Below are 19,542 nucleotides of genomic sequence, written 5' to 3' on the forward strand. Positions count from 1 at the left end.
ACCCCCGCTGTCAGCCGGGGGCGACGTAGGCGAGGACGTCTCCGGAGCTGATCTCGTCGTCCTCGTCGCGTTCGACCGCGACCAGCTCCCCATCGGCGGGGGCGGGCACGTCGACGCTGACTTTCTCGACCTGGATCTCGCAGATCGCCTCGCCTTCCTCGACGTGTCGGCCCTCCCGGGTGAACCAGTTGACGACGACGCCTTCCTCCTCCTCGACGTCCTCGGGCCAGGCGTCGCTCGCGGCGACGGCGACGCGGTCGTCGGTCCCGCTCATGCGTCGTGGGCGGAGCGAACCGCGCTCTCGATGTCCTCGCTATCCGGAACGACCTCGTTTTCCATCGGGCGGGCGTACGGCAGCGGCACGTCCGGCACTGCGACCCGCTCGACGGTCTCGAGGTCGGCGAGGCCGCCCTCGGCGACGCTGGCGATTATCTCGCCGGTGACGCCGTAGGACTGGTAGTCCTCGTCAACGACGACCAGCCGGCCCGTCTTCGCGACCGACTCGCGGATCGTCTCCGTGTCGAGCGGTACCAGGGTCCGGAGGTCGATCACCTCGGCGTCGATCCCGTCTTCGGCGAGGGCGTCGGCGGCCTCGAGCGCCCGGTGGACGTGCAGACCGAGCGTGACGACGGTGACGTCTTCCCCCTCGCGTTTGACGTCGGCGCTGCCGAAGGGGATGGTATACTCCTCCTCGGGCACCGGCGTCTTCGGCCCATCGGGGGCGGGCAGCCAGCCGATCCCCATCAGGCGCTTGTGGAAGAGGTAGACGACGGGGTCGTCGTCCCGGATGGCGTTGTGCATCAGCCCCTTCGCGTCGTAGGCCGTCGAGGGAACGACGACCTTCATCCCCGGCAGGTGGGCGAAGGTGCCGTACAGCGTCTGGGAGTGCTGGGCGGCGTCGTTGTACGTGCCCCCGACCGCGGCCGTCAGCACCATCGGGACGTTGACCGCCCCGCCGCTCATGTAGGTGTTTTTCGCCAGCTGGTTGTAGATCTGGTCCATCGCGACCCCGAAGAAGTCGACGAACATCAGCTCCGCGATGGGGCGCATCCCCTCCTGTGCGGCGCCGACGGCCGCCCCGAGGTAGGCCGTCTCGCTGATCGGCACGTCCATCACCCGATCGCGGCCGAACTCCTCGAGCAGTCCCTCGGTGCTGTCGAAGATGCCGCCGTAGTCGGCGACGTCCTCGCCCATGTAGAAGACCTCGTCGTCCTCGCGCATCTCGTGGGCGATGCCCTCGACCATCGCGCGGCTCATCGTCAGTTCGCGCTCGACCGCCTGCCGTCGTTCCTCCTGGGCCATCAGTCGTCACCCCCGGCGAGTTCGTGGCTCGGCTCCTCGCTCGTCACGCCCGACGGCGGGTTGACGAAGACGTCCTCGTAGGCCGCGTCCGGATCGGGCTCGGGCTGCTCTTTCGCCCACTCGATGGCCTCGTCGACGCGCTCGCGGGCGTCCTCGCGGATCGTCTCGAGCTCGTCGTCCGGGACGTCCTCGTTCCGGAGCTCGTCGGCGAGCCGCTCGATCGAGTCCCGCTGCTCGGCGGCCGCGACGTCCTCGTCCGGGCGGTAGCTCTCGGGGTCGCCCATGAAGTGGCCCATCCGCCGGTGGACCTGCACCTCGAGTAGCGTCGGCCCGTTACCGGCTCGCGCCCGGCCGACGGCATCCCTCGCGGCGTCGTAGACCGCCGTCGCGTCGTCGTAGTCGACGCGGACGCCCGGCATGTCGAACCCGCCGGCACGCTGAGAGCCGTCGGCGACGTCGGTGACCCGTTCTTTGGGCATGCTGATCGCCCAGTCGTTGTCCTCGATGACGAAGACAACGGGCAGCTGCTGGACGGCCGCGAGGTTCAGGGACTCGAGGAAAGCGCCCTGGCTGATCGCCCCTTCACCGAGGTAGGCGACGGCCACGCTGTCCTCGTTGCGCTTTTTCGCCGCGAGCCCCGCGCCGACCGCGGGCGGACAGCCCTGGGCGATGATGCCGCTGCAGGCAAAGCCCGCGTCGGGGTCGAACAGGTGCATGTGACCCCCTTTCCCGCTGCTCAATCCGGTCTCCCGGCCGAATATCTCCGCGGTCATCCGTTTCAGATCGACACCCTTCGCGATCGCGACGTGGTGAGGACGGTGGGGTGCCGTCACGGTGTCGTCGTCGCGCAGGTGTTGGCAGACGCCGACGGCGGCGGCCTCCTGGCCGGCCGCGAGATGTAACTCGCCGGGGATCGGCCCGGCCGAGATGTCGAACGCCGGCTGTTTTCCCTCGAGGTACTCCTCCTGGAGCCGTTCCTCGTAGTACCGTGCCGTCACCGCGTCCTCGAACATTTCACGTAACTCGCTAACAGCCACCATGATGTACGCTACCACTATCGAGGCGAATTGACATATAGGTAGCGTCCGTCGAGCCGCCGAAACCGCAGGAGACGGCAGACAACGTATACTCGGGCGCACGAATACGATCGCATGAGCGTCATCGTCGAGTTCACCATTGCAACCGAGGAGTTCGTCTTCGGTTCGGCGCTCGAGACGGTCGAGCACATGGAGATCGAACTCGAGGCGATCGTCCCCGTCGGGGGGCAGGTCGTGCCGTACTTCTGGGCGACCGGGGAGGGGTTCGAGGCGTTCGAACACCACGTCGGCTCGGACTCGGATATCGAGAGCATCAGCCAGATCGATCGGCTCGACGGCACCGCGCTGTACCGGGCAGTGTGGTCCAGCGGCGCCGACGGACTCCTTCGAGGACTCGCCGAGACGGAAGCCGTCGTCCTCGAGGCGATGACGACGGAGGCGGGCTGGTACTTTAGAGTCCGGTTTCCGGGCAACAAGGAGGTAAAGCGCTTTTCGGAGTACTGCACCGAGCGGTCGATCTCGATTCGCGTCGGTCGGGTCCACCCGCTCGCAGAGGCCTCGCGGGCGGGGCGGCGCTTCGAGCTCACGCCCGGTCAGCACGAGGCGATCGTCCTCGCCGTCCGGCGCGGATACTTCGAGGTGCCGCGAGAAACCGATCTCAGCGCGATCGCCGACGAGCTGGGAATCTCCCAGCAGGCCGCCTCCGAGCGCGTCCGCCGTGGCGCCAACGCGGTGCTTCGGGCCGCCCTCCCGATCCCGCGGTCGGAGTGAGCGACTCTCGACCCGGTCCCGCTATAAACTGGTTGTCGTAACTACCCGACGTTGGAAATCGAACGACGCTCTTGTCCGAGTTGCGATGGCTCCCAACCACGACGTCTCCGACGCGGTCGACGGTCTCCACGACGTCTGCTCTCACCGGACTCGGCGACGGCTCCTCCGCGTGCTCCGGACGCGCTCCGAGACGACGCTCGAGGACGTCGCCGCGGAGCTCGCCGAGGGCGGGGACGACACACAGGCTCGAGAACGAGCCCGGATCGAAGTCGCGCTCTACCACTGTCACTTGCCGAAGATGGCGGACCGGGACGTGATCGAGTACGATTCCGAGAGCGGGAGGATTCGAACGACAGAGGCCACACGCGTCGCCTGGAGGCTGCTCCAAGCGCGAGAGGAAGCGATTCGTTCGAACCGCGACGACGACCGGTGATCGACCGGCGCTACCGGAGGCCGGCGATCACGAGGACGATCCCTAACAACGCCCCGACCACGACGAGCCCGACGCCCGTGGCGCCGATCATCTCGGCCGACGTCCAGCCGGTGATCTGCTCCTCGTAGAGCATCGCTCCCGCCGAGACGACCAGCGAGAGTCCCGCGCCGAAAATAGTCGTCGCCAGATCTACGCCGAACGGGTTTCCGATATCGACCATACCGACGGTGGACTGTCGGCGCGGATACGGTTCGGGCCGTCTCTCGCAGACGCTATTTATATCCTGTTGAGCGATCTTTCAGCGCGGACGAACGAGACCGTCGACGGGTCGCGTCAGGGTTCGTCCTCGTCGTCGCGCTCGTCGGGGCCGCCGCCAGTCTCGTTTTCCTCGTCGATCGGGCCACCGCCCCCGCCGTTGGAATCGTTCGCTTCGTCCGGGTGGTCGGGCTGTTCGTCGTCGCCGTTGCCGTCGTCGTCGCCACAGCCGGCCAGCGCGGCCAGCGAGCCGACGGCGGCCAGGCCGGTGAGTCGCATCGCGTCTCTGCGTTCGAGGGTCGACTGTGAGTCCTCGGTCATCGGATACGTCGAGGTTCTCGACTCGTGGGGATAGCCCTCCTGCTTGCGGGATCGAACGCCTTTTGCGACGGGGTCGGGTATATTTCCCCGATGGACGTACTGATCGTCGGTGCGGGCGCCATGGGAACGTGGTTCGGCGACGCCGTCGACGCCGAGGTCGCCTTCGCCGACGTCGATCCCGCAGCCGCGACCGCGGCCGCGAACACCGTCGGGGGTGAGGCCGTCCCCCTCGAGGACGACACGACCTACGACGTCGTCTGTATCGCGGTGCCGCTCTCGCACGCCGACGGGGCGATCGCCGACCACGCCCCGCGGGCCGACGCGGCGATCGTCGACGTCTCGGGGGCGATGGTCGACCCGCTCGCGGCGATGGCCCGCCACGCCCCCGACCGCGAGCGCGCGAGCCTCCACCCGCTGTTTGCTCCCGAGCGGGCGCCCGGCTCGATCGCCGTCGTCCGCGAGGACGCGGGGCCGACGATCGAGACGCTGCTCGCGGCCCTCAAGGACCGGGGCAACGAGCTCGTCGAGACGACCCCGCAGGAACACGACGAGGCGATGAAGACGGTCCAGTCGGCGACCCACGCCGCCGTCCTGGCGTTCGCGCTGTCGGCCGAGGACGTTCCCGAGGGGTTCGAGACGCCGGTCTACGAGGAACTGCGCGCGCTCGCACGGCAGGTGACCGCGGGGACGCCGCGGGTCTACGCCGACATCCAGGAGGCGTTCGACGGCGCCGAGGCCGTCGCCGACGCCGCCCGGGCGCTCGCGGAGGCCGATCACGACGAGTTCGAGACGCTGTACGCCGAGGCCGCACGCAAGCTACGCGAGGAGGCTGATCAGGAATGACCGACCAACGCGAGGCGATCCGTTCGAACGCGAAGTACCTGCGAAACGTCCGCCCGATCGACCCCGAGGAGATCTGTGACTACGTCGAGGGCAACCCCCACCCGGCGGTCGTCCGCCAACACCTCCGGGAGGAGGCCGTCTCGCTGGGCCTGCTCGAGCGCGAGGACGGCACCTTCGTCCCCGTCGACGACGAGCCCGTGAGCCCACGCCGGGGGCCGGTCGAACGCTTCCCCGCCCGCTACGAGGAACGACTGGAGGACCTGCTCGTCGACCGGTACGGCGTCGACTGGCACCGCGACGCAACGGGCCAGCTGCTTCGGTCGACGATCCGTCGGTTCAAATCCCGCTACCTCGAGGGCCGTCCCGTCGAGTACGACGACGACGTCGCGGCGGGGTACGCGATCTATCACCTCCCGGGCTACTACGCCGCAATCCAGTACGCGCTCGACGACCTGGCCGAGCGGAGCCTGCTGGACCGGGAGCTGCGCGTCCTCGATATCGGCGCCGGGGTCGGCGGCCCCGCGCTCGGGCTCTGTGACTACCTCCCCGACGACGTCGTCGTCGACTACCACGCGATCGAACCCAGCGCAGCCGCCGACGTCCTCGAGGGGTTGCTCGCGGAAACGGGTCGGAACGTCCACGCGACGATCCACCGCGACCCCGTCGAGGACGTCGACCTCGGCGCGCTCGGCGGCGACGACGGGTTCGACCTCGTCCTCGCCTGCAACGTACTGAGCGAGGTCGCCGATCCCGAGGCGGTCGCCCGCTCGGCGCTTTCGGCGCTGACGCCCGACGGGACCTTCCTGGCGATGGCGCCTGCGGACAAGAACACGAGCGTCGAGCTCCGGGCGCTCGAACGGGAGCTCGAGGGGACGACCGTTCCCGGGGCGGCCGGCGAGAGCGAGGACTCGGACCGGGAGGTCACCGTCTACGGCCCGACAGTCCGGCTCTGGCCCGGGGCGACGCCGACCGACCGCGGCTGGTCGTTCGACGTCCGGCCCGATCTGGCGGTGCCGTCGTTCCAGCGCCGACTCGACGAGGCGACGCCGGCGGACGACGACGACCACGCCCCCGGCGAGTTCGTCAACGTCGACGTCCAGTTCTCCTACTCGCAGCTGCGCCTCGACGGACGGCGCCGCGTCGAGATCGCCCTCGAGACCAGCGACTGGGCGAAGCTGGCCGAGACCGAGCGCCACGTCACCAACCGGATCGATCTGGCCGCGGCGAAGCTCAGCCGCTCGCTGTCGGACGCGGGCGCGAACCCCCTGTTCAAGATCAGCGACGGCAGCGAGGACGTCGATCACTACGCCGTGCTCACCCGGGAGAGCGCGCTCAACCGTGCGCTGCTCGAGGCCGACTACGGCGAGGTGCTCACGTTCGAGGGCGTCCTCGCGCTGTGGAACGACGACGAGGAGGCGTACAACCTGGTCGTCGACGAGGAGACGGTCGTCGATCGGATCGGATAACGGTGCTCGTTCCGGAGCGCTTTTCGCGACCCCGTTCGAGGACGCCGACATGAGCGAGCCTCTCGAGATCCTGTTGACCAACGACGACGGGATCGACAGCACGGGGATTCGGGCGCTGCACGACGCCCTCGCCGAGCACGCAAACGTCACCGTCGTCGCGCCCGCGAACGACCAGAGCGCCTGCGGGCGATCGATCTCCCACGCGGTCGACGTCCGGGAGCACGAGCTCGGCTACGCCGTCGAGGGGACGCCCGCCGACTGCGTCGTCGCGGGACTCGCGGAGCTGGGTCCCGACCCCGACCTCGTCGTCGCGGGCTGTAACGAGGGGGCCAACCTCGGCGAGTACGTCCTCGGGCGATCGGGGACGATCAGCGCGGCCGTCGAGGCCGCCTTCTTCGACGTGCCGGCGATCGCAACCTCGCTGTACGTTCCGCTCGGGGACATCACGTTCGACGAGATCGACCTCGAGCCCGCCGACTTCGCCGAGGCCACCCGCGTTACCTCCTACCTCGCCGAACACGCCCTCGACGCGGGCGTGTTCGACCACGCGGCGTACCTGAACGTCAACGTCCCGCTTCCGGACACGGACCCGGCCCCGGTCGAGATCACCAGACCCTCGAAGCGCTACGAGATGGACGCCGAGCGAAACGGCGACGCCGTCCACCTCACCGACCGGATCTGGGAGTCGATGGATCCCGAGACAATCCCCGATCCGGAAGGGACCGATCGGCGTGCCGTCGCCGAGGGGCGGATCAGCGTCTCGCCGCTGACGGCGCCTCACTCGACGAACCACCACGAAATTCTCGAGGCACTGGCCGAGACCTACCTCGAGACGGTCGCAACAGCCGACGACTGATACGGTTTGCTGTCCGTCAGTTCCGGCGCGACCGCGACTCGAACGGCGGTTGCGCCGGGAGATCGTTACAGTAATCCGTCTGACTCCCGCCTCGTCGATCGAGTCAACGAATCAAGGGACGGCAGGACGTTCGATCGCAGCGACTACGGGGATAGCGCGATCGACCGGGTAGAACCGGCTTGCGCTTCGCAAGGACGGTGCTATTCTACCGGGATCGCATGAGCACGAATCGAACCCGACAGCAGACCAAGTATATAACGGACCGGACACAACTACACGGTAGACCAACGGTCAGGCAGCGCTGCTCTCAGCGGAGGAAATCAAAGATGGGATTTAATACGCTCTGGACACGACTCTCGTCGCTCTGGTCGACAGAACCGACCGACGACGACGAAACCGATTCCGAAACCGAATCGGTGACAGAATCGACCGCGGAACAAGAAAACGAGACGTTGAGCTACGCCGAACAGATCGAGTACGGGACCGACGACCGACAGCTGGCCGACGACGACAAGGTGCTCCGACTGCTCGTCAAACGCGGCGGGCGCGTCGACGAGTCGGCCGTCCTCGAGGAAACCGGCTGGTCGGAACAGCACCTGCGCGAGGTCGTCGACCGGATGGAAGACGAGGATCAGGTCAGCGCGATCACGGTCGGTCAAAAGCGAGTGATCTGTCGGCGCGGGTTCGAGCCGAAGGGGTACCGTTCTCACCTCAACGAGTAACTGTCGTTCGACGCGACTGTCCGCTCTCACGCTCGCGTTCGAGCGTGTCATCCGTCCTCGAACCGACGACGTCCCGTCACGGGGTTTTCTCCACGACAGTTCCCGTAACCGATACCCGTTACGCTAACACGGCAACACCTAACACGGGTCGGCACGAATGCACTAGTCGAACGTTACAATGACCGAGATCGGCGGATTCCAAGACAACGTGGCACGTATCGACCTCACCGACGGTGAGGTAAACTACGAGGGGATCGACGAAGAGGACGCACGAAAGTATATCGGGGCACGCGGACTCGGCGTCAAGTACGTCTTCGAGAAGGGAGCCGACGTCGACCCGCTCGGCCCAGACAACCTGCTCGCGTTCATGAACGGCCCGCTGTCGGGCACACAGGTGACGATGAGCGGCCGGATCGCCATCTGTACGAAGTCGCCCCTGACCGGGACCGTTACGGACAGCCACCACGGCGGCTGGTCGGGCGCCCGGCTGAAGTGGGCCGGCTTCGACGGCCTGCTGTTCGAGGGGCAGGCCGACGAACCGGTCTACGCCTACATCGAGGACGGCGAGGTCGAGCTCCGTGACGCCTCCCACCTCTGGGGGAAAGGCGTCCACGAGACCCGCGACACGATCGAAGAGGAGGTCGACGGCCAGTACGGCAAGAACCTCTCGATCATGGCGATCGGTGACGGCGGCGAGAACCAGGTCCGGTACGCCTGTATCATGAACGAGGACGACCGGGCCTCCGGACGGGGCGGGACGGGCTGTGTCGCCGGCTCGAAGAACCTCAAGGCGGTCGTCATCAAATCCAACACGCAGATGCCCCAGCCTGCGGACCCGGAGACGTTCAAGGAGGGCCACCAGCAGGCGATGCAGGCGATCACCGAGTCCGACGTCACCGCGCCCAACGAGGGCGGGCTCTCGATGTACGGGACCAACGTCCTGATGAACATCACCGAGGAGATGGACGGCCACCCGACGAAAAACGGCGAGTACACCTCCTCGCGGTCCTACAACGAGGCCGAACACGACGGCGAGGAAGTCCTCGACGCCGAGCGGATCAGCGGCGAGAACGTCCGCGAGAACATCCTCGTCGACGAGCCGACCTGTCACTCCTGTCCGGTCGCCTGCAAGAAGGAAGTCGAGGTCGACGTGATGCACAAAGGCGAGGAGATGAACGTCCGGATGGAGTCGTTCGAGTACGAGTCCGCCTGGGCGCTCGGAACGAACTCGCTGAACGACGACCGCGACAAGATCGCGGTGATGATCGATCGCTGTAACGACGTGGGGATCGACACCATCGAGGTGGGCAACATCCTCGCGATGGCGATGGACGCCACCGAGGAGGGCTACCTCGACGACCTCGAGGAGGGTGTCGAGTGGGGCGACGCCGAGGAGATGATCGAGATGATCGAGCGCATCGCCAACCGCGACGGCGAGCTGCCGGACCTGCTCGCGGAGGGCCAGGCCCGGTTCGCCGACGCCGTCGACGCCCACGACTGCCGACTCGACGTCAAGGGCCAGGCGATCGCGGCCTACGACCCTCGCTGCATGAAGGGGATGGGGATCGGCTACGCCACCTCGAACCGCGGCGCCTGCCACCTGCGCGGCTACACACCCGCTGCCGAGATTCTGGGCATCCCGGAGAAGGTCGACCCCTACGAGCACGAGGGGAAGGGTGAGCTCACCGCCGAGTTCCAGGACCTCCACGCCATCTCCGACTCGTTCGACATCTGCAAGTTCAACGCCTTCGCCGAGGGGATCGAGGAGTACGTCTCCCAGTACAACGGGATGACCGGCTTCGACGTCACCGAGGACGAGCTGATGGAAACCGGCGAACGCATCTACAACCTCGAACGATACTACAACAACCTCGCCGGCTTCGACGGCGACGACGACTCCCTGCCAGAGATCTTCCTCGAAGAGGGCGAGACGCCCGGCCAGGGCGCAAGCGAGGGCGAGTTCTGCGAACTCGAGGAGATGAAAGAAGAGTACTACGAGCACCGCGGCTGGGTCGACGGCGTCGTCCCAGACGAGAAACTCGAAAAGCTCGAGATCGAGATCGGCCCCGGAACCGGCGTCAGTGCCGGCGACAGTGGTGCTGCGGCGCCGAGCGACGACTAACGACCGAAACCGTTCGCGACCGCCGATTTTTCGCGGCCCCGTCTTCGACCAATGACCGACACCGAACTGCCGCGTCTCGCCGAACTCGACCCGTTAGCTACCCGACTGCTCGAGCATGCCGCCGCCGAACTCGAGCCCGCCCGGACGACCCTCGAGCTAACGGGATACGCCGACGGCGACTACGAGCTTCGGGCTTACGAGACCGTCTCGATCCGCTCGGCTCCCGACGGTGACGGGGACGTCTGGGAGCGGATCGAGATCCGGTACAACCGCCAGCTCGAGTGGATCCAGCGCTGTCACTACCGCGAGAACGATCGGGGTCGGTTCGACGAGACGGTTACCGACCTCGAGGCCTATCCGGACCCGACGACCGTCGCCAACGAGTGAGCCGACCGTCGGTCCACGTCCTCGCGGTGTGACGTCGTATCGGCGACAGAAGACGCTACTCGGACGGCCGAGAGAACGGCGTTATTCGTACAGTTGCGCAAGAAAGAGAGCGGCAACGACCCGAGAGCTGCTGGCTGGGATCAGCAGTAGCAGCTCTTCTTCTTGTCGTCGTGCTTGTCGGTCTTCTTGTCGTCGTGCTTGTCCGTCTTGTCGTCCTTCTTGTCGTCCTTCTTATCGTCGTGCTTGTCCGTCTTGTCGTCCTTCTTGTCGTCCTTCTTATCGTCGTGCTTGTCCGTCTTGTCGTCCTTCTTATCGTCGTGCTTGTCCGTCTTGTCGTCCTTCTTGTCGTCCTTCTTATCGTCGTGCTTGTCGCACTTGTCCGACTTCTCGTCAACCTTGTCGGCGAACTTATCGGCGAACTTGTCCGTCTTGTCGTCCTTGTCCGCGTGCTTGTCGGTCTTCTTATCGTCGTACTTGTCCGTCTTGTCGTACTTGTCCGCCTTCTCCTCGTACTTGTCCGCTTTGTCCGCGTACTTGTCCGCCTTCTCCTCGTACTTGTCCGCCTTGTCAGCGTACTTGTCGGCTTTGTCCGTGTACTTGTCCGCCTTCTTATCGTCGGCTTTGTCCGTGTACTTGTCCGCCTTCTTATCGTCGGCTTTGTCCGTGTACTTGTCCGCCTTCTTATCGTCGGCTTTGTCGTCCTTCTTGTCCGTCTTGTCGTCAGCTTTGTCGTCCTTCTTGTCGTCGTGTTTCTCGTCGGCTTTGTCGTCAGCTTTCTCTAGTTTCTCTTTGTCGACGTCGTCGTCGACTTTCTCGTCGGCTTTGTCGTCGTCCGTCGCGATCACACCGGCACCACTAACGACGGCGACCGCCATCATCAGTGCCATCACGAGCGCGATCGAGCGTTTCGATATGTTCACCATGGGTATCTCCGCACACCCGCGGCGGCTATCGGCGATCCACCGCTCCGGGTGCACACGAGCAGCTAACTATCGATCGGATAGTAAGTATCTGCCAGCTACTCGTTTTCAACCGGTGCCGAACCTGTAGCTCTACACCTCCACTTCCCCTTACATTCCGTGGGGCGATCGTTTGTAGCGACAAACAGTTCCGCAGCCGTGACTTCATCGACAGTCGATACGCCTGGGAAGCCACTCTCGGCTCGCTGTCCGAATCACACCGAGGACGTCCGTCGTCAGTTCATGACCGTCCAGTAATCGGTACATACACCTCACGAGGACGTCAGGGTGAGCAAGACAGTCGTCGTCGCCGAGCGCCACGAGGGGCGGGGCGAGCGCGTCGTCGACGCGGCTCGCTCCGTCGGCGACTACTCGTCGTCGGGATCTTCGGGGGCACCGTAGACCGTCTCCGTTTCGTCCTCGCGACCGTCGGCGGATTGCTCGGTGTCGTCGTCCTCGGGCGGGTCGTCGGTTTCCGTCTCGGCGTCGTCGTCGGGATCCGCCTCCGCCGTCTCGTCGTCGCTCTCTTCCGCACGGTCTGCCTCCGACGCCTCGTCGGTCGACTCCGTCTCGGGGGCCGATTCGGCGATCGGCTCCGCCTCGCGGCTCGAGTCGGGGACGATTCGTCCGCGGATCTCTCCCGTCGGACAGGACTCGGTGGCCACGGTGACGTACAGCTCCGTTTCGGTCAGCGCGGTCGCGACCGCCTCGAGATCCGTTCTGTCAGCAGCGTCGAGGAGGTCAGTTACGGGAAGCGTCCCCTCCGTGAGCGTCCCGTCGAACCGACCCTCGATATCGTCGGTCGACGCCGCGTGGGAATAGAGCTGGACCAGTTCGTGGCCCGCCTCGTCCTCGGTCCCGTAGCGGATCTCGACGGCAGTCGGGTCGCAAAGCCACTCGACGTCGACCGAGTAGCGAACCGTCCGCGCCTCGAGGTCGAGTTCGAACGCGGCGGTTCCGCTGGCGTTCGTGTCGACCTCGCGCGGAATCTCCTCGTCGGTCATCGCCGCCGAAAACGCCGTCGGCAGCTCGTCGGTACCGTCCTCGTCGTGTTCCTCGGCGTCCGCACCAGCGGTCCCCGCCGCGAGTCCGCCGCCGATAGCAACGCCCGTCGCCTGTAACACCCGTCGTCTGGATCGAAGCTCGTCACTCATGCGTCGTTGAACTACTCTTGAGTACGTATTTCCCCAGACCCGATAAATTCATTTTACGGAATAGTTTGAATTTCATAAAATCCAATACAATTCGTACGAGAACCCGACTAGGGGTTTGGTGCGGAGTCCGGGTGGGCACCGTCGCCTAGTACGTCGTCGCCCTGAGAGTAGCTCACGACCGAGACGGCGTCGCAGCTCTGATTCGTCGGCATCGCGACGAACATACCGCCATTTAAATACGTTTGCGACGCGAGACGACGATACCAACCAGCATGACGGCCCAGACAGATTCCCCGGGCGGAACGCTCCATATTCTCCCGTTCGACGGCGGGTCGCTCGCTGCACGCGTCGCCGACATCTATGCGGACGCGTTCGACGCCGGCAGAGAGCCGGAGGATATCTTGGTGCTCAAACGGCTTCCGACCGGCGTGCCCGAGTTCACTGCCGACCTCCGCGAGCAGGCCGACCTCCAAACTCGGCCGAACGTCAAGTCCCTCCCTCGCCACGCGACGACGGTGCTCGAGGAAGCGCGGCCGGACGCGACCCGGCTCTCCTACGAGGAACGGATCGAGTTTCTCGCGCGGATCCTCGACGGCTACAACTGGTCCTCGTACTTCGAGGGGGCCAGCGATCACGACTCCTTCGGCCGCGACGTTGGACAGCTCCTCCTGGAGGCCACGTGGCAGGGCGGGTTCGACGTTCCCGAGGACGGCGGCGAGTACGACGACTATCTCCGGGAACTCGAGGCGGTAAACGAGTTCTTCCACGAGAAGCTACGAGAGCGGGGACTGATCGAACAGGCGGAGACGATCTCGGAAGCGATCGACGCACTCGAGCGGCCGTCGGTTCGTGAGCACATCGAGCGGGAGTTCGACGTCGTGGTCGTCGTCGAGTTCGAGGAGTGTTCCCCGATCGATCGCCGCTACCTGCACGCGCTCGCTCACAACGCCGAGCTGATCTGCGTGGCCGAAGAGCACGCGAGCATCGAGCGGCTCCGGACGGAGTCCGGAAGCGTTCGTCAGCTCGCTGCGGGACTCTCCGTCGTCGATCACACGACCGACGGCGCCGAGACGGCGGTCTCGATCCCGACTCCGGAATCCGAATCGGCCGGACGGGCGTTCGGCAGATTCCTCGCGACGGGGACGTGCGACGATCTCGAGGGAACCGCCCGCCAGATTCGTACGACCACGCTCGACGGGCAGGTCGAGGAGGTCGCTAACGAGATCGAACACCTCCGTCGGAGCCGCGGGTGGGAGTACGACGAGTTCGCGGTGTTGCTGCGGACGATCGGTGACCCGATGCCCCGCGTGCGGCGGATCCTCCGGCACTCGGGCGTTCCGACCGCCTCCGCCGGGGTCAGCGGCCTGGCACAGGACCTCGCCGTCCGGGAGCTCCACGCGCTCGCCCAGTATCACATCGACGGTCGGGAGCGAGCGTACGAGCTGCTCGAGTCGCGGGTTCCGGCGTTCGACACGGAGCTGGTGGAAGACTGCGTCGTTCGAAACTCCATCTCGAAGAGCCTCAAGCGGTGGATCGTCACCACGGATCTCAAACGCCGCATCGCAGCCGACTCTTCGGATATCGACGCGAGAGAGCAGTTCCAGAACGTTTCCCGACTGCTTTCGATCGCCGAGTTCGTCGACGCACAGGACATCCTCGACAACGACTGGACGCAGTTCGCGACGATGCTCGAGCGCGCGATCACCTACGACGCCCCCTACGCACACACCGCCGAGGTGAACGTCCCCGAAGGCGGCGTTACCGTCGGCGACGTCGGGATCGTCAAAAACGACAGTCGGAAGGCCGTGTTTCTGCTCAACGTCGTCGACGCCGAGTACCCCGGCACCGAAACGCTCTCGCCGCTGTTTCCGACCGCCTGGATCAAGCAGATGGAGGGGTATCCCGCAGTTACGAACCCCACCGCCGAGGACGTCGCGGCGACCTACGCGACGGCGTCCGAACCCGACGGAAACGAGTTCGAGCGCTACTACGATGAGCTGGCGCGCCGCCAGCTCGCGATCGGGGCCCGAGCCGCCGAGGACGTCCTCTACTTCTGTACCTACCGCCGGGCCGACGGCTCGATGGGTCGGCTCCAGCACCGATCGCGGTACCTCCACGAGATCGAGTCCCACCCCTCGCTGACCCTCGAGGAGGTCGAGGGAGCCGGCGTCGATCGGGACCTCCACACGCTCGGCAGCGCCTCGAGCGAGATCCTGGCCCAGCCCTGGACCGAACTCGAGCGGATCCAGGCGGAGGCGAGCACGGGCGGCGAGGTCGCCCTCGAATCCGCCGAGGAGACCCTGGCCGCCATCCAGGCCGTTCTCGAGGAGGGCAACGACGTCGACCCGCGGTTCGAACGGGCCGTCGAGACGCAGTTCGACTTGGCCCGCGGCGCGATCCGACCCGAGGTCGACCGAACGCGCGGTCCCGAGGAGGTGGTGGACGATGACTGACCGTCGAACGGACGAACACGGCGACAGCGCGGGAACGAACGACGCCGACGAGCCGCCGGTCGTCACCGCGAGCCAACTCGCTACCCACGTTGTCTGTCCCCGCCAGCACGAGTTCGAATACGATCGCCCGATCACGCCGCGGGCGACCAGCGACGACAGGGTCCGTCGACGACGACGCGAACTGCTGCGGCGATCGATCGTCGCCGGCCTGCAACTCGAGGACGTCACCCCCGACGAGCGCGTCGCCGCCGCACTCCGTCGGCTCGATCGGCTGTGGACGTCCTCGGAGGCGTCGTACCTGGCCGACGAACAGGCCCAGTACGACGAGCAGGCGATCCGGACAGCGATCGAGCGCTATCTCTCGACCGACGGCCACGACCACGCCGAGGACGTGGTCGACACCGACGTGACGGTCGGGTACGAACGTGATGGGATTCGATACGAGACTACTGTCGACGCCGTCACGAAGCGCGACGGACAGTATCTCGGTATCAAGTACCTGCCGGATATGAACGGCGTCCTACAGGTAACGTGGTACGACAACAACGTCGAGCGATTTCACAACGGTGAGGGGTACTATCCTCGACAGATCGGAAGCTTCGTCGAGGCGGGGGTTGCGATTCAAGGACTCATCAACGAATACGGGCTTTCACCAGACTACGACTTCGCCTATACTGGGCTGCTCGAAACGACTCGACCGGCGTACGAATCGACAGGCGAGATCCACGTCGAGACTGAACAGCGCCGCTTCAAGAGCGCGTTCGAAACGGAGCGAGACGAACTCAACGAACTGATCGAGGACCGTGCCGACGCGATCATAGACGGAAAGACCGATCCCAAAGACTGGCGATTTAGCCGCATAGCCGAGAGGTCTTGTAAGTACTGTGCGTATCGCGATGGGTGTCCGGATTGGATGGAGTCGGAGATGTCGTTTACGGATCGACGACTGAGCGAGAAAGACGGGGGCGATGACGGTGACTGACAGAAACGGCGCTGAAAGCGGGCCGTCTGGATTGGAACCGACATCGGCGACGGAAGCCGACGCCGAGGACGTCGTCCCCAAGGGCAACCAGCCCGCGGTCATCGAGGCTACCGGCGGCGCCCACAAGGTCGAGGCCGTCGCGGGCTCGGGGAAGACGACCACGATGGTGTTGCGCCTCGAGGAGGAGATCCGGGAGCGCGACACCGCGCCGAACCGCCTGCTCGTGTTGACCTTCGCCAACGAGGCTGCCCACGCGGTTCGAGAGAAACTGCGCGACGTCCTCGGTCCGGAGGACGCGTTCGACGTCGACGTCTACACCTACCACTCCTTTAGCTACCGGCTCCTGCGGGAGTACGCCTACTACATCGGCGTCTCACCGGAGTTCGAGCTCGTGACCGACGAGGATCGCCCGCAGTTGATCGAGTCGGTCTACGACGAGATCGACGTCTCGTTCGTGGCGCCGGGATCGCCCGCAAACGGCGGCACGCACGAGGGAACGTTCCGGTCGCTGAAGGGATTCATCGAGGCGATGCGCCGCGAGGACGTCGCCCCCGACGAGATTCGCGCGTACCTTCCGTCCGACGAGGAGCTGCGCGAGTTGCTCTCGCTGGTCGACTCGCTGGGCCGAATGGCGTCCGATCTGGTCGACGTCGACGCGAACGACCTCATGTGGGACGCGGAAGCGCTGGCGGACCGCTGTGAACGGCTCGCGATCGTCTACGGCGCGAAAGCCGACGAGTTCGACGGCGCCGGCAGGGTACAGAGTGCCGTCAGCGACCACCTGAACGCGATGTGCGAGACGGCCACGGCGCTGGCCGAGTACCTCCACACTGCGGACGACCTCGAGTGGCAGGAGTACAAACTCCCGCAGGCGATCTTCGGCGACGATACCGGCGGCGGTCTCGGTGCCGTCTCCCAGACGCCGATGGGACGGCTCGAGAACTACGTCCACATGCTCCGGCGCTCGCGGGCGTTCGTCGGCGCGTACGAGGCCTACCTGGCCGAACTCGACGCCCGCGACGCGTTCGACTACGACGAGCTGATCCACCGGACCGTCGAGCTCCTGCGAGACGAGGACGTCCGGGACGACGTCCTCTCGGAGTGGGACGCCGTCTACTGCGACGAGTTCCAGGACACCGACGAGTCCCAGCTCCGGCTGGTCGAAGAGCTTCGCGACGAGCTCGAGATCATGGTCGTCGGTGACAGCGACCAGGCGATCCACGAGTGGCGCGGCCAGGATCCGGAAAACATGTCGAATCTCCCCGACTCGTTCGAGGAGATCGATCTCGAGACGAACTTCCGGTCGCGACAGCCGATCCTCGATCTGGCGACGACCATCGATTCGGCGAAAGACGAGATCGAGGCTCACCGCGATCCCGCACCACCGAACGTCTTCAAAGTGAACAGCGAGGGGATCGGCACCGCCGAGCAGGTCAGCACGTCGATCTCCCATCTCCTCACCGGACGTTTCGAGGACGTCCCGGCGCGGGAGCTCTCCGACGTCGCCGTCCTCGTTCGCCGGAACGAGGACGTCCGCAGGATTGCAGCCCAGCTCGACCGAGACAGCGTGCCGTACGCGCTGTCGAACGAGACGACGGAGGGGCTCGGCCAGGGTGTGCGGACCGTCCTCTCGTACTTCCGGATCCTGGTCTCACCGGAAGACGACGTGAGCTGGCAGCGGGTCCTGCTCCATCTCTACCGGGTTCCCGAAGCCGATGTCGACGCGTTGCTGGCCGCCGGCGAGACGGTTCCGGAGGGGTACGACGCGGTTCGGGAGTCGGCGCTCGCGGCGCCCGACCGGGTCGCCGAGGCGATCGCGGAGTACGAACGGCTCGGCGACGTCGCGACCACCCACTCGATCTCCGAGCTCTACCGCCACTTCAAGCGGGAGACCCGCGTCGAGTGGTTCCTCCGGGAGACCGACCGCGAGGCGTTACACAACGTCGACCGGCTGATCTCGTCGTTCAGCGATAGTCCGGTCCAGTCGGGGCTCTCCGAGGAGTTCGTGGGCTACCTCGAACGGCAGGCACACCTGCTGTCGACCGACGACGGCGCTGCGACCGAGACGGGATCCCAGTCCGAGGACGCCGTCGACATCATGACGATCCACCAGGCGAAGGGGCTGGACTTCGATACCGTCCTCCTGCCGTATCTCACCGAGGAAGAGTTCGGCCACATCACGCTCGCGAACTACCAGCGAAAGCTCTACGGCTACGACGTGCTGGTCGAGGACGTCAAGGGCGAGCTGTCCGATCCGCTCCGTGCGGACTGTAGCGACGACCAGATCGCCGAGGAGTGGCGGATCCTCCACGTCGCGCTCACGCGGGCGAAAGAGCACCTCTTCCTGTTCGGGAACGACGCCTCTGACGACGATCCCGCACCCGCGATGCTAGACGCGCAGCTCCCCGGTGCCGAAAGCGAGACGCCGATCGAGTGGTCGTCGGAGGGGCCGCGGATGCGGGTGTGGGAGGCGTTGATGGACGGCTACGACGCGATCGAAGCGGAGACCCCCGACGCCGTCCGCGACTACACCGACGTCGTCAACCGGGGCGTCGACGAAGACCCCGGCACGATCACGTACTACCAGCGCGAGCTCTCGACGGCGGAGGCCCTCGAGACGCTGCTCGAGTTCGCCGACGACGTGGCTGCGGGAACGCTGGCCGACGAGGCAGCCTCCTCGCAGTTCGCCGACGCCCCGCTCGGCGAGAGGGTGGCCCGCGAGCTAGCACGGCAACACAGCCACACGTCGCTCGAGGCGGCAAGAGCCTGCGAACGAAAACACGTCCTGGATCACGTCGTCGGCGCGTTTCCGGATCCGCGGACAGACTCCGAGGCGGAGGTCACTCGAGCCGACGTCGGGACCCTGTTTCACGACGTCGCCGAACTCGCGTACTGGCGAGGGTACGACGGACCGGCGGAGTGGAAGGAGGCGTGTCGGTGGCTCGCCCGCAGTGACGACCGGTCGGCGGCCCTCGAGCCCGCGCTCGAGTGTATCGATCGGTACTTCGAGACCGAGGCCGCAGCGTGGCCCGTCGTCGTCGCCGAGCTCCCGATCGAGCTGGACGGGCTCGCTGTCGACGGCGACGTGACCGGGTACGTCGACTCGGTTCGCGAACACCCCGACGGCGGGCTCGTCGTCCTCGATTACAAGGCGACCCGCGCCCGGAAATCGATCGAGGAGAGCCACCAGCTCCAGCTCTACGTGCGGGCCTGCCAGGAACGGTTCGACGAACCGGTGACCCACGCCGGCTACGTCTACGTCGGGGAGGCCGGCCCCGACACGCAGCTGTTCGAGGCCGCCGAACTGGCCAAGATGTGGGAGTCGCTGCTCGAGGACGTCCGGAGTGCAGAGCGGTCGGCGTTCGAGAACTACACGCCGGGACCACACTGCGAGTACTGCAGCCACCGGTCGCTTGGCTGTGCGCCCGACGAGTTCGCGGACGCGGACGACCACAGCCTCCGGTAGGGTGTCGCCGTCG

Annotated in this window: 18 protein-coding genes; 11 read left to right on the top strand and 7 right to left on the bottom strand. The window is 66.0% G+C overall.

Annotated elements, in window-relative coordinates; translation table 11 throughout:
* Nucleotides 1-10 precede the first annotated feature (10 nt).
* The 3 genes from NATOC_RS04270 to NATOC_RS04280 are packed head-to-tail and all read right to left on the bottom strand — an operon-like array spanning nt 11 to nt 2,315.
* A complete protein-coding gene (locus tag NATOC_RS04270; protein ID WP_015320192.1) occupies nt 11-274 on the bottom strand; it encodes a lipoyl domain-containing protein in 264 nt (87 codons plus the stop codon).
* Nucleotides 271-1,302 (bottom strand): alpha-ketoacid dehydrogenase subunit beta, encoded by a 1,032-nt coding sequence (locus tag NATOC_RS04275; RefSeq protein ID WP_015320193.1) that lies wholly within the window; start codon nt 1,300-1,302, stop codon nt 271-273. The genes NATOC_RS04270 and NATOC_RS04275 overlap by 4 nt, the downstream gene beginning before the upstream one ends.
* The gene (locus NATOC_RS04280) at nt 1,302-2,315 is read right to left on the bottom strand and encodes a thiamine pyrophosphate-dependent dehydrogenase E1 component subunit alpha (protein ID WP_049888649.1); all 1,014 of its coding nucleotides are present in this window, start codon (nt 2,313-2,315) and stop codon (nt 1,302-1,304) included. Before NATOC_RS04280 ends, NATOC_RS04275 begins: the two co-directional genes overlap by 1 nt.
* Before the next feature lie 138 nt (nt 2,316-2,453).
* Here NATOC_RS04280 and NATOC_RS04285 point away from each other — a divergent pair, with 138 nt between their 5' ends.
* Nucleotides 2,454-3,110, top strand: a complete 657-nt coding sequence (locus tag NATOC_RS04285; protein ID WP_015320195.1) for a helix-turn-helix domain-containing protein — start codon at nt 2,454-2,456, stop codon at nt 3,108-3,110.
* An 85-nt stretch (nt 3,111-3,195) separates the two neighbouring features.
* The gene (locus NATOC_RS04290) at nt 3,196-3,543 is read left to right on the top strand and encodes a DUF7344 domain-containing protein (protein ID WP_015320196.1); all 348 of its coding nucleotides are present in this window, start codon (nt 3,196-3,198) and stop codon (nt 3,541-3,543) included.
* A 10-nt stretch (nt 3,544-3,553) separates the two neighbouring features.
* On the opposite strand, the gene NATOC_RS04295 is transcribed toward NATOC_RS04290, so the two are convergent.
* Nucleotides 3,554-3,763, bottom strand: coding sequence for a hypothetical protein (locus NATOC_RS04295; RefSeq protein ID WP_015320197.1), 210 nt, complete (start codon nt 3,761-3,763; stop codon nt 3,554-3,556).
* A gap of 113 nt (nt 3,764-3,876) precedes the next feature.
* A complete protein-coding gene (locus NATOC_RS04300; protein ID WP_015320198.1) occupies nt 3,877-4,119 on the bottom strand; it encodes a hypothetical protein in 243 nt (80 codons plus the stop codon).
* A gap of 90 nt (nt 4,120-4,209) precedes the next feature.
* Here NATOC_RS04300 and NATOC_RS04305 point away from each other — a divergent pair, with 90 nt between their 5' ends.
* From NATOC_RS04305 to NATOC_RS04330, 6 genes are all read left to right on the top strand, one after another.
* The gene (locus NATOC_RS04305; protein WP_015320199.1) at nt 4,210-4,962 is read left to right on the top strand and encodes a prephenate dehydrogenase/arogenate dehydrogenase family protein; all 753 of its coding nucleotides are present in this window, start codon (nt 4,210-4,212) and stop codon (nt 4,960-4,962) included.
* Nucleotides 4,959-6,428 (top strand): small ribosomal subunit Rsm22 family protein, encoded by a 1,470-nt coding sequence (locus tag NATOC_RS04310; protein ID WP_015320200.1) that lies wholly within the window; start codon nt 4,959-4,961, stop codon nt 6,426-6,428. The genes NATOC_RS04305 and NATOC_RS04310 overlap by 4 nt, the downstream gene beginning before the upstream one ends.
* Before the next feature lie 49 nt (nt 6,429-6,477).
* A complete protein-coding gene (gene surE, locus NATOC_RS04315) occupies nt 6,478-7,284 on the top strand; it encodes a 5'/3'-nucleotidase SurE (protein ID WP_015320201.1) in 807 nt (268 codons plus the stop codon).
* Nucleotides 7,285-7,610: 326 nt separating this feature from the next.
* Nucleotides 7,611-8,006 (top strand): helix-turn-helix transcriptional regulator, encoded by a 396-nt coding sequence (locus tag NATOC_RS04320; protein ID WP_015320202.1) that lies wholly within the window; start codon nt 7,611-7,613, stop codon nt 8,004-8,006.
* 178 nt (nt 8,007-8,184) lie between these two features.
* Complete coding sequence (locus tag NATOC_RS04325) at nt 8,185-10,128, top strand: aldehyde ferredoxin oxidoreductase family protein (protein ID WP_015320203.1); 1,944 nt, start codon at nt 8,185-8,187, stop codon at nt 10,126-10,128.
* Between the two features lie 51 nt (nt 10,129-10,179).
* Nucleotides 10,180-10,515 (top strand): hypothetical protein, encoded by a 336-nt coding sequence (locus NATOC_RS04330; RefSeq protein WP_015320204.1) that lies wholly within the window; start codon nt 10,180-10,182, stop codon nt 10,513-10,515.
* A gap of 140 nt (nt 10,516-10,655) precedes the next feature.
* Here NATOC_RS04330 and NATOC_RS04335 read toward each other — a convergent pair whose 3' ends face one another.
* Complete coding sequence (locus tag NATOC_RS04335) at nt 10,656-11,492, bottom strand: hypothetical protein (RefSeq protein WP_157224585.1); 837 nt, start codon at nt 11,490-11,492, stop codon at nt 10,656-10,658.
* Nucleotides 11,493-11,842: 350 nt separating this feature from the next.
* Complete coding sequence (locus NATOC_RS04340; protein ID WP_015320206.1) at nt 11,843-12,628, bottom strand: CHRD domain-containing protein; 786 nt, start codon at nt 12,626-12,628, stop codon at nt 11,843-11,845.
* A 272-nt stretch (nt 12,629-12,900) separates the two neighbouring features.
* Between NATOC_RS04340 and NATOC_RS04345 the strand changes: the two genes are divergently transcribed.
* Genes NATOC_RS04345 through NATOC_RS04355 form a run of 3 tightly spaced genes read left to right on the top strand, consistent with a single transcriptional unit; the run spans nt 12,901 to nt 19,529 of the window.
* Nucleotides 12,901-15,081: a PD-(D/E)XK nuclease family protein gene (locus NATOC_RS04345; protein WP_015320207.1), complete on the top strand. Its 2,181-nt coding sequence runs from the start codon at nt 12,901-12,903 to the stop codon at nt 15,079-15,081.
* The gene (locus NATOC_RS04350; RefSeq protein WP_015320208.1) at nt 15,074-16,063 is read left to right on the top strand and encodes a hypothetical protein; all 990 of its coding nucleotides are present in this window, start codon (nt 15,074-15,076) and stop codon (nt 16,061-16,063) included. Before NATOC_RS04345 ends, NATOC_RS04350 begins: the two co-directional genes overlap by 8 nt.
* Nucleotides 16,050-19,529, top strand: coding sequence for an ATP-dependent helicase (locus NATOC_RS04355; protein ID WP_015320209.1), 3,480 nt, complete (start codon nt 16,050-16,052; stop codon nt 19,527-19,529). Before NATOC_RS04350 ends, NATOC_RS04355 begins: the two co-directional genes overlap by 14 nt.
* Nucleotides 19,530-19,542: the final 13 nt, after the last annotated feature.

Origin of the sequence: Natronococcus occultus SP4, assembly GCF_000328685.1 — an archaeon.
Lineage (GTDB): Archaea > Halobacteriota > Halobacteria > Halobacteriales > Natrialbaceae > Natronococcus > Natronococcus occultus.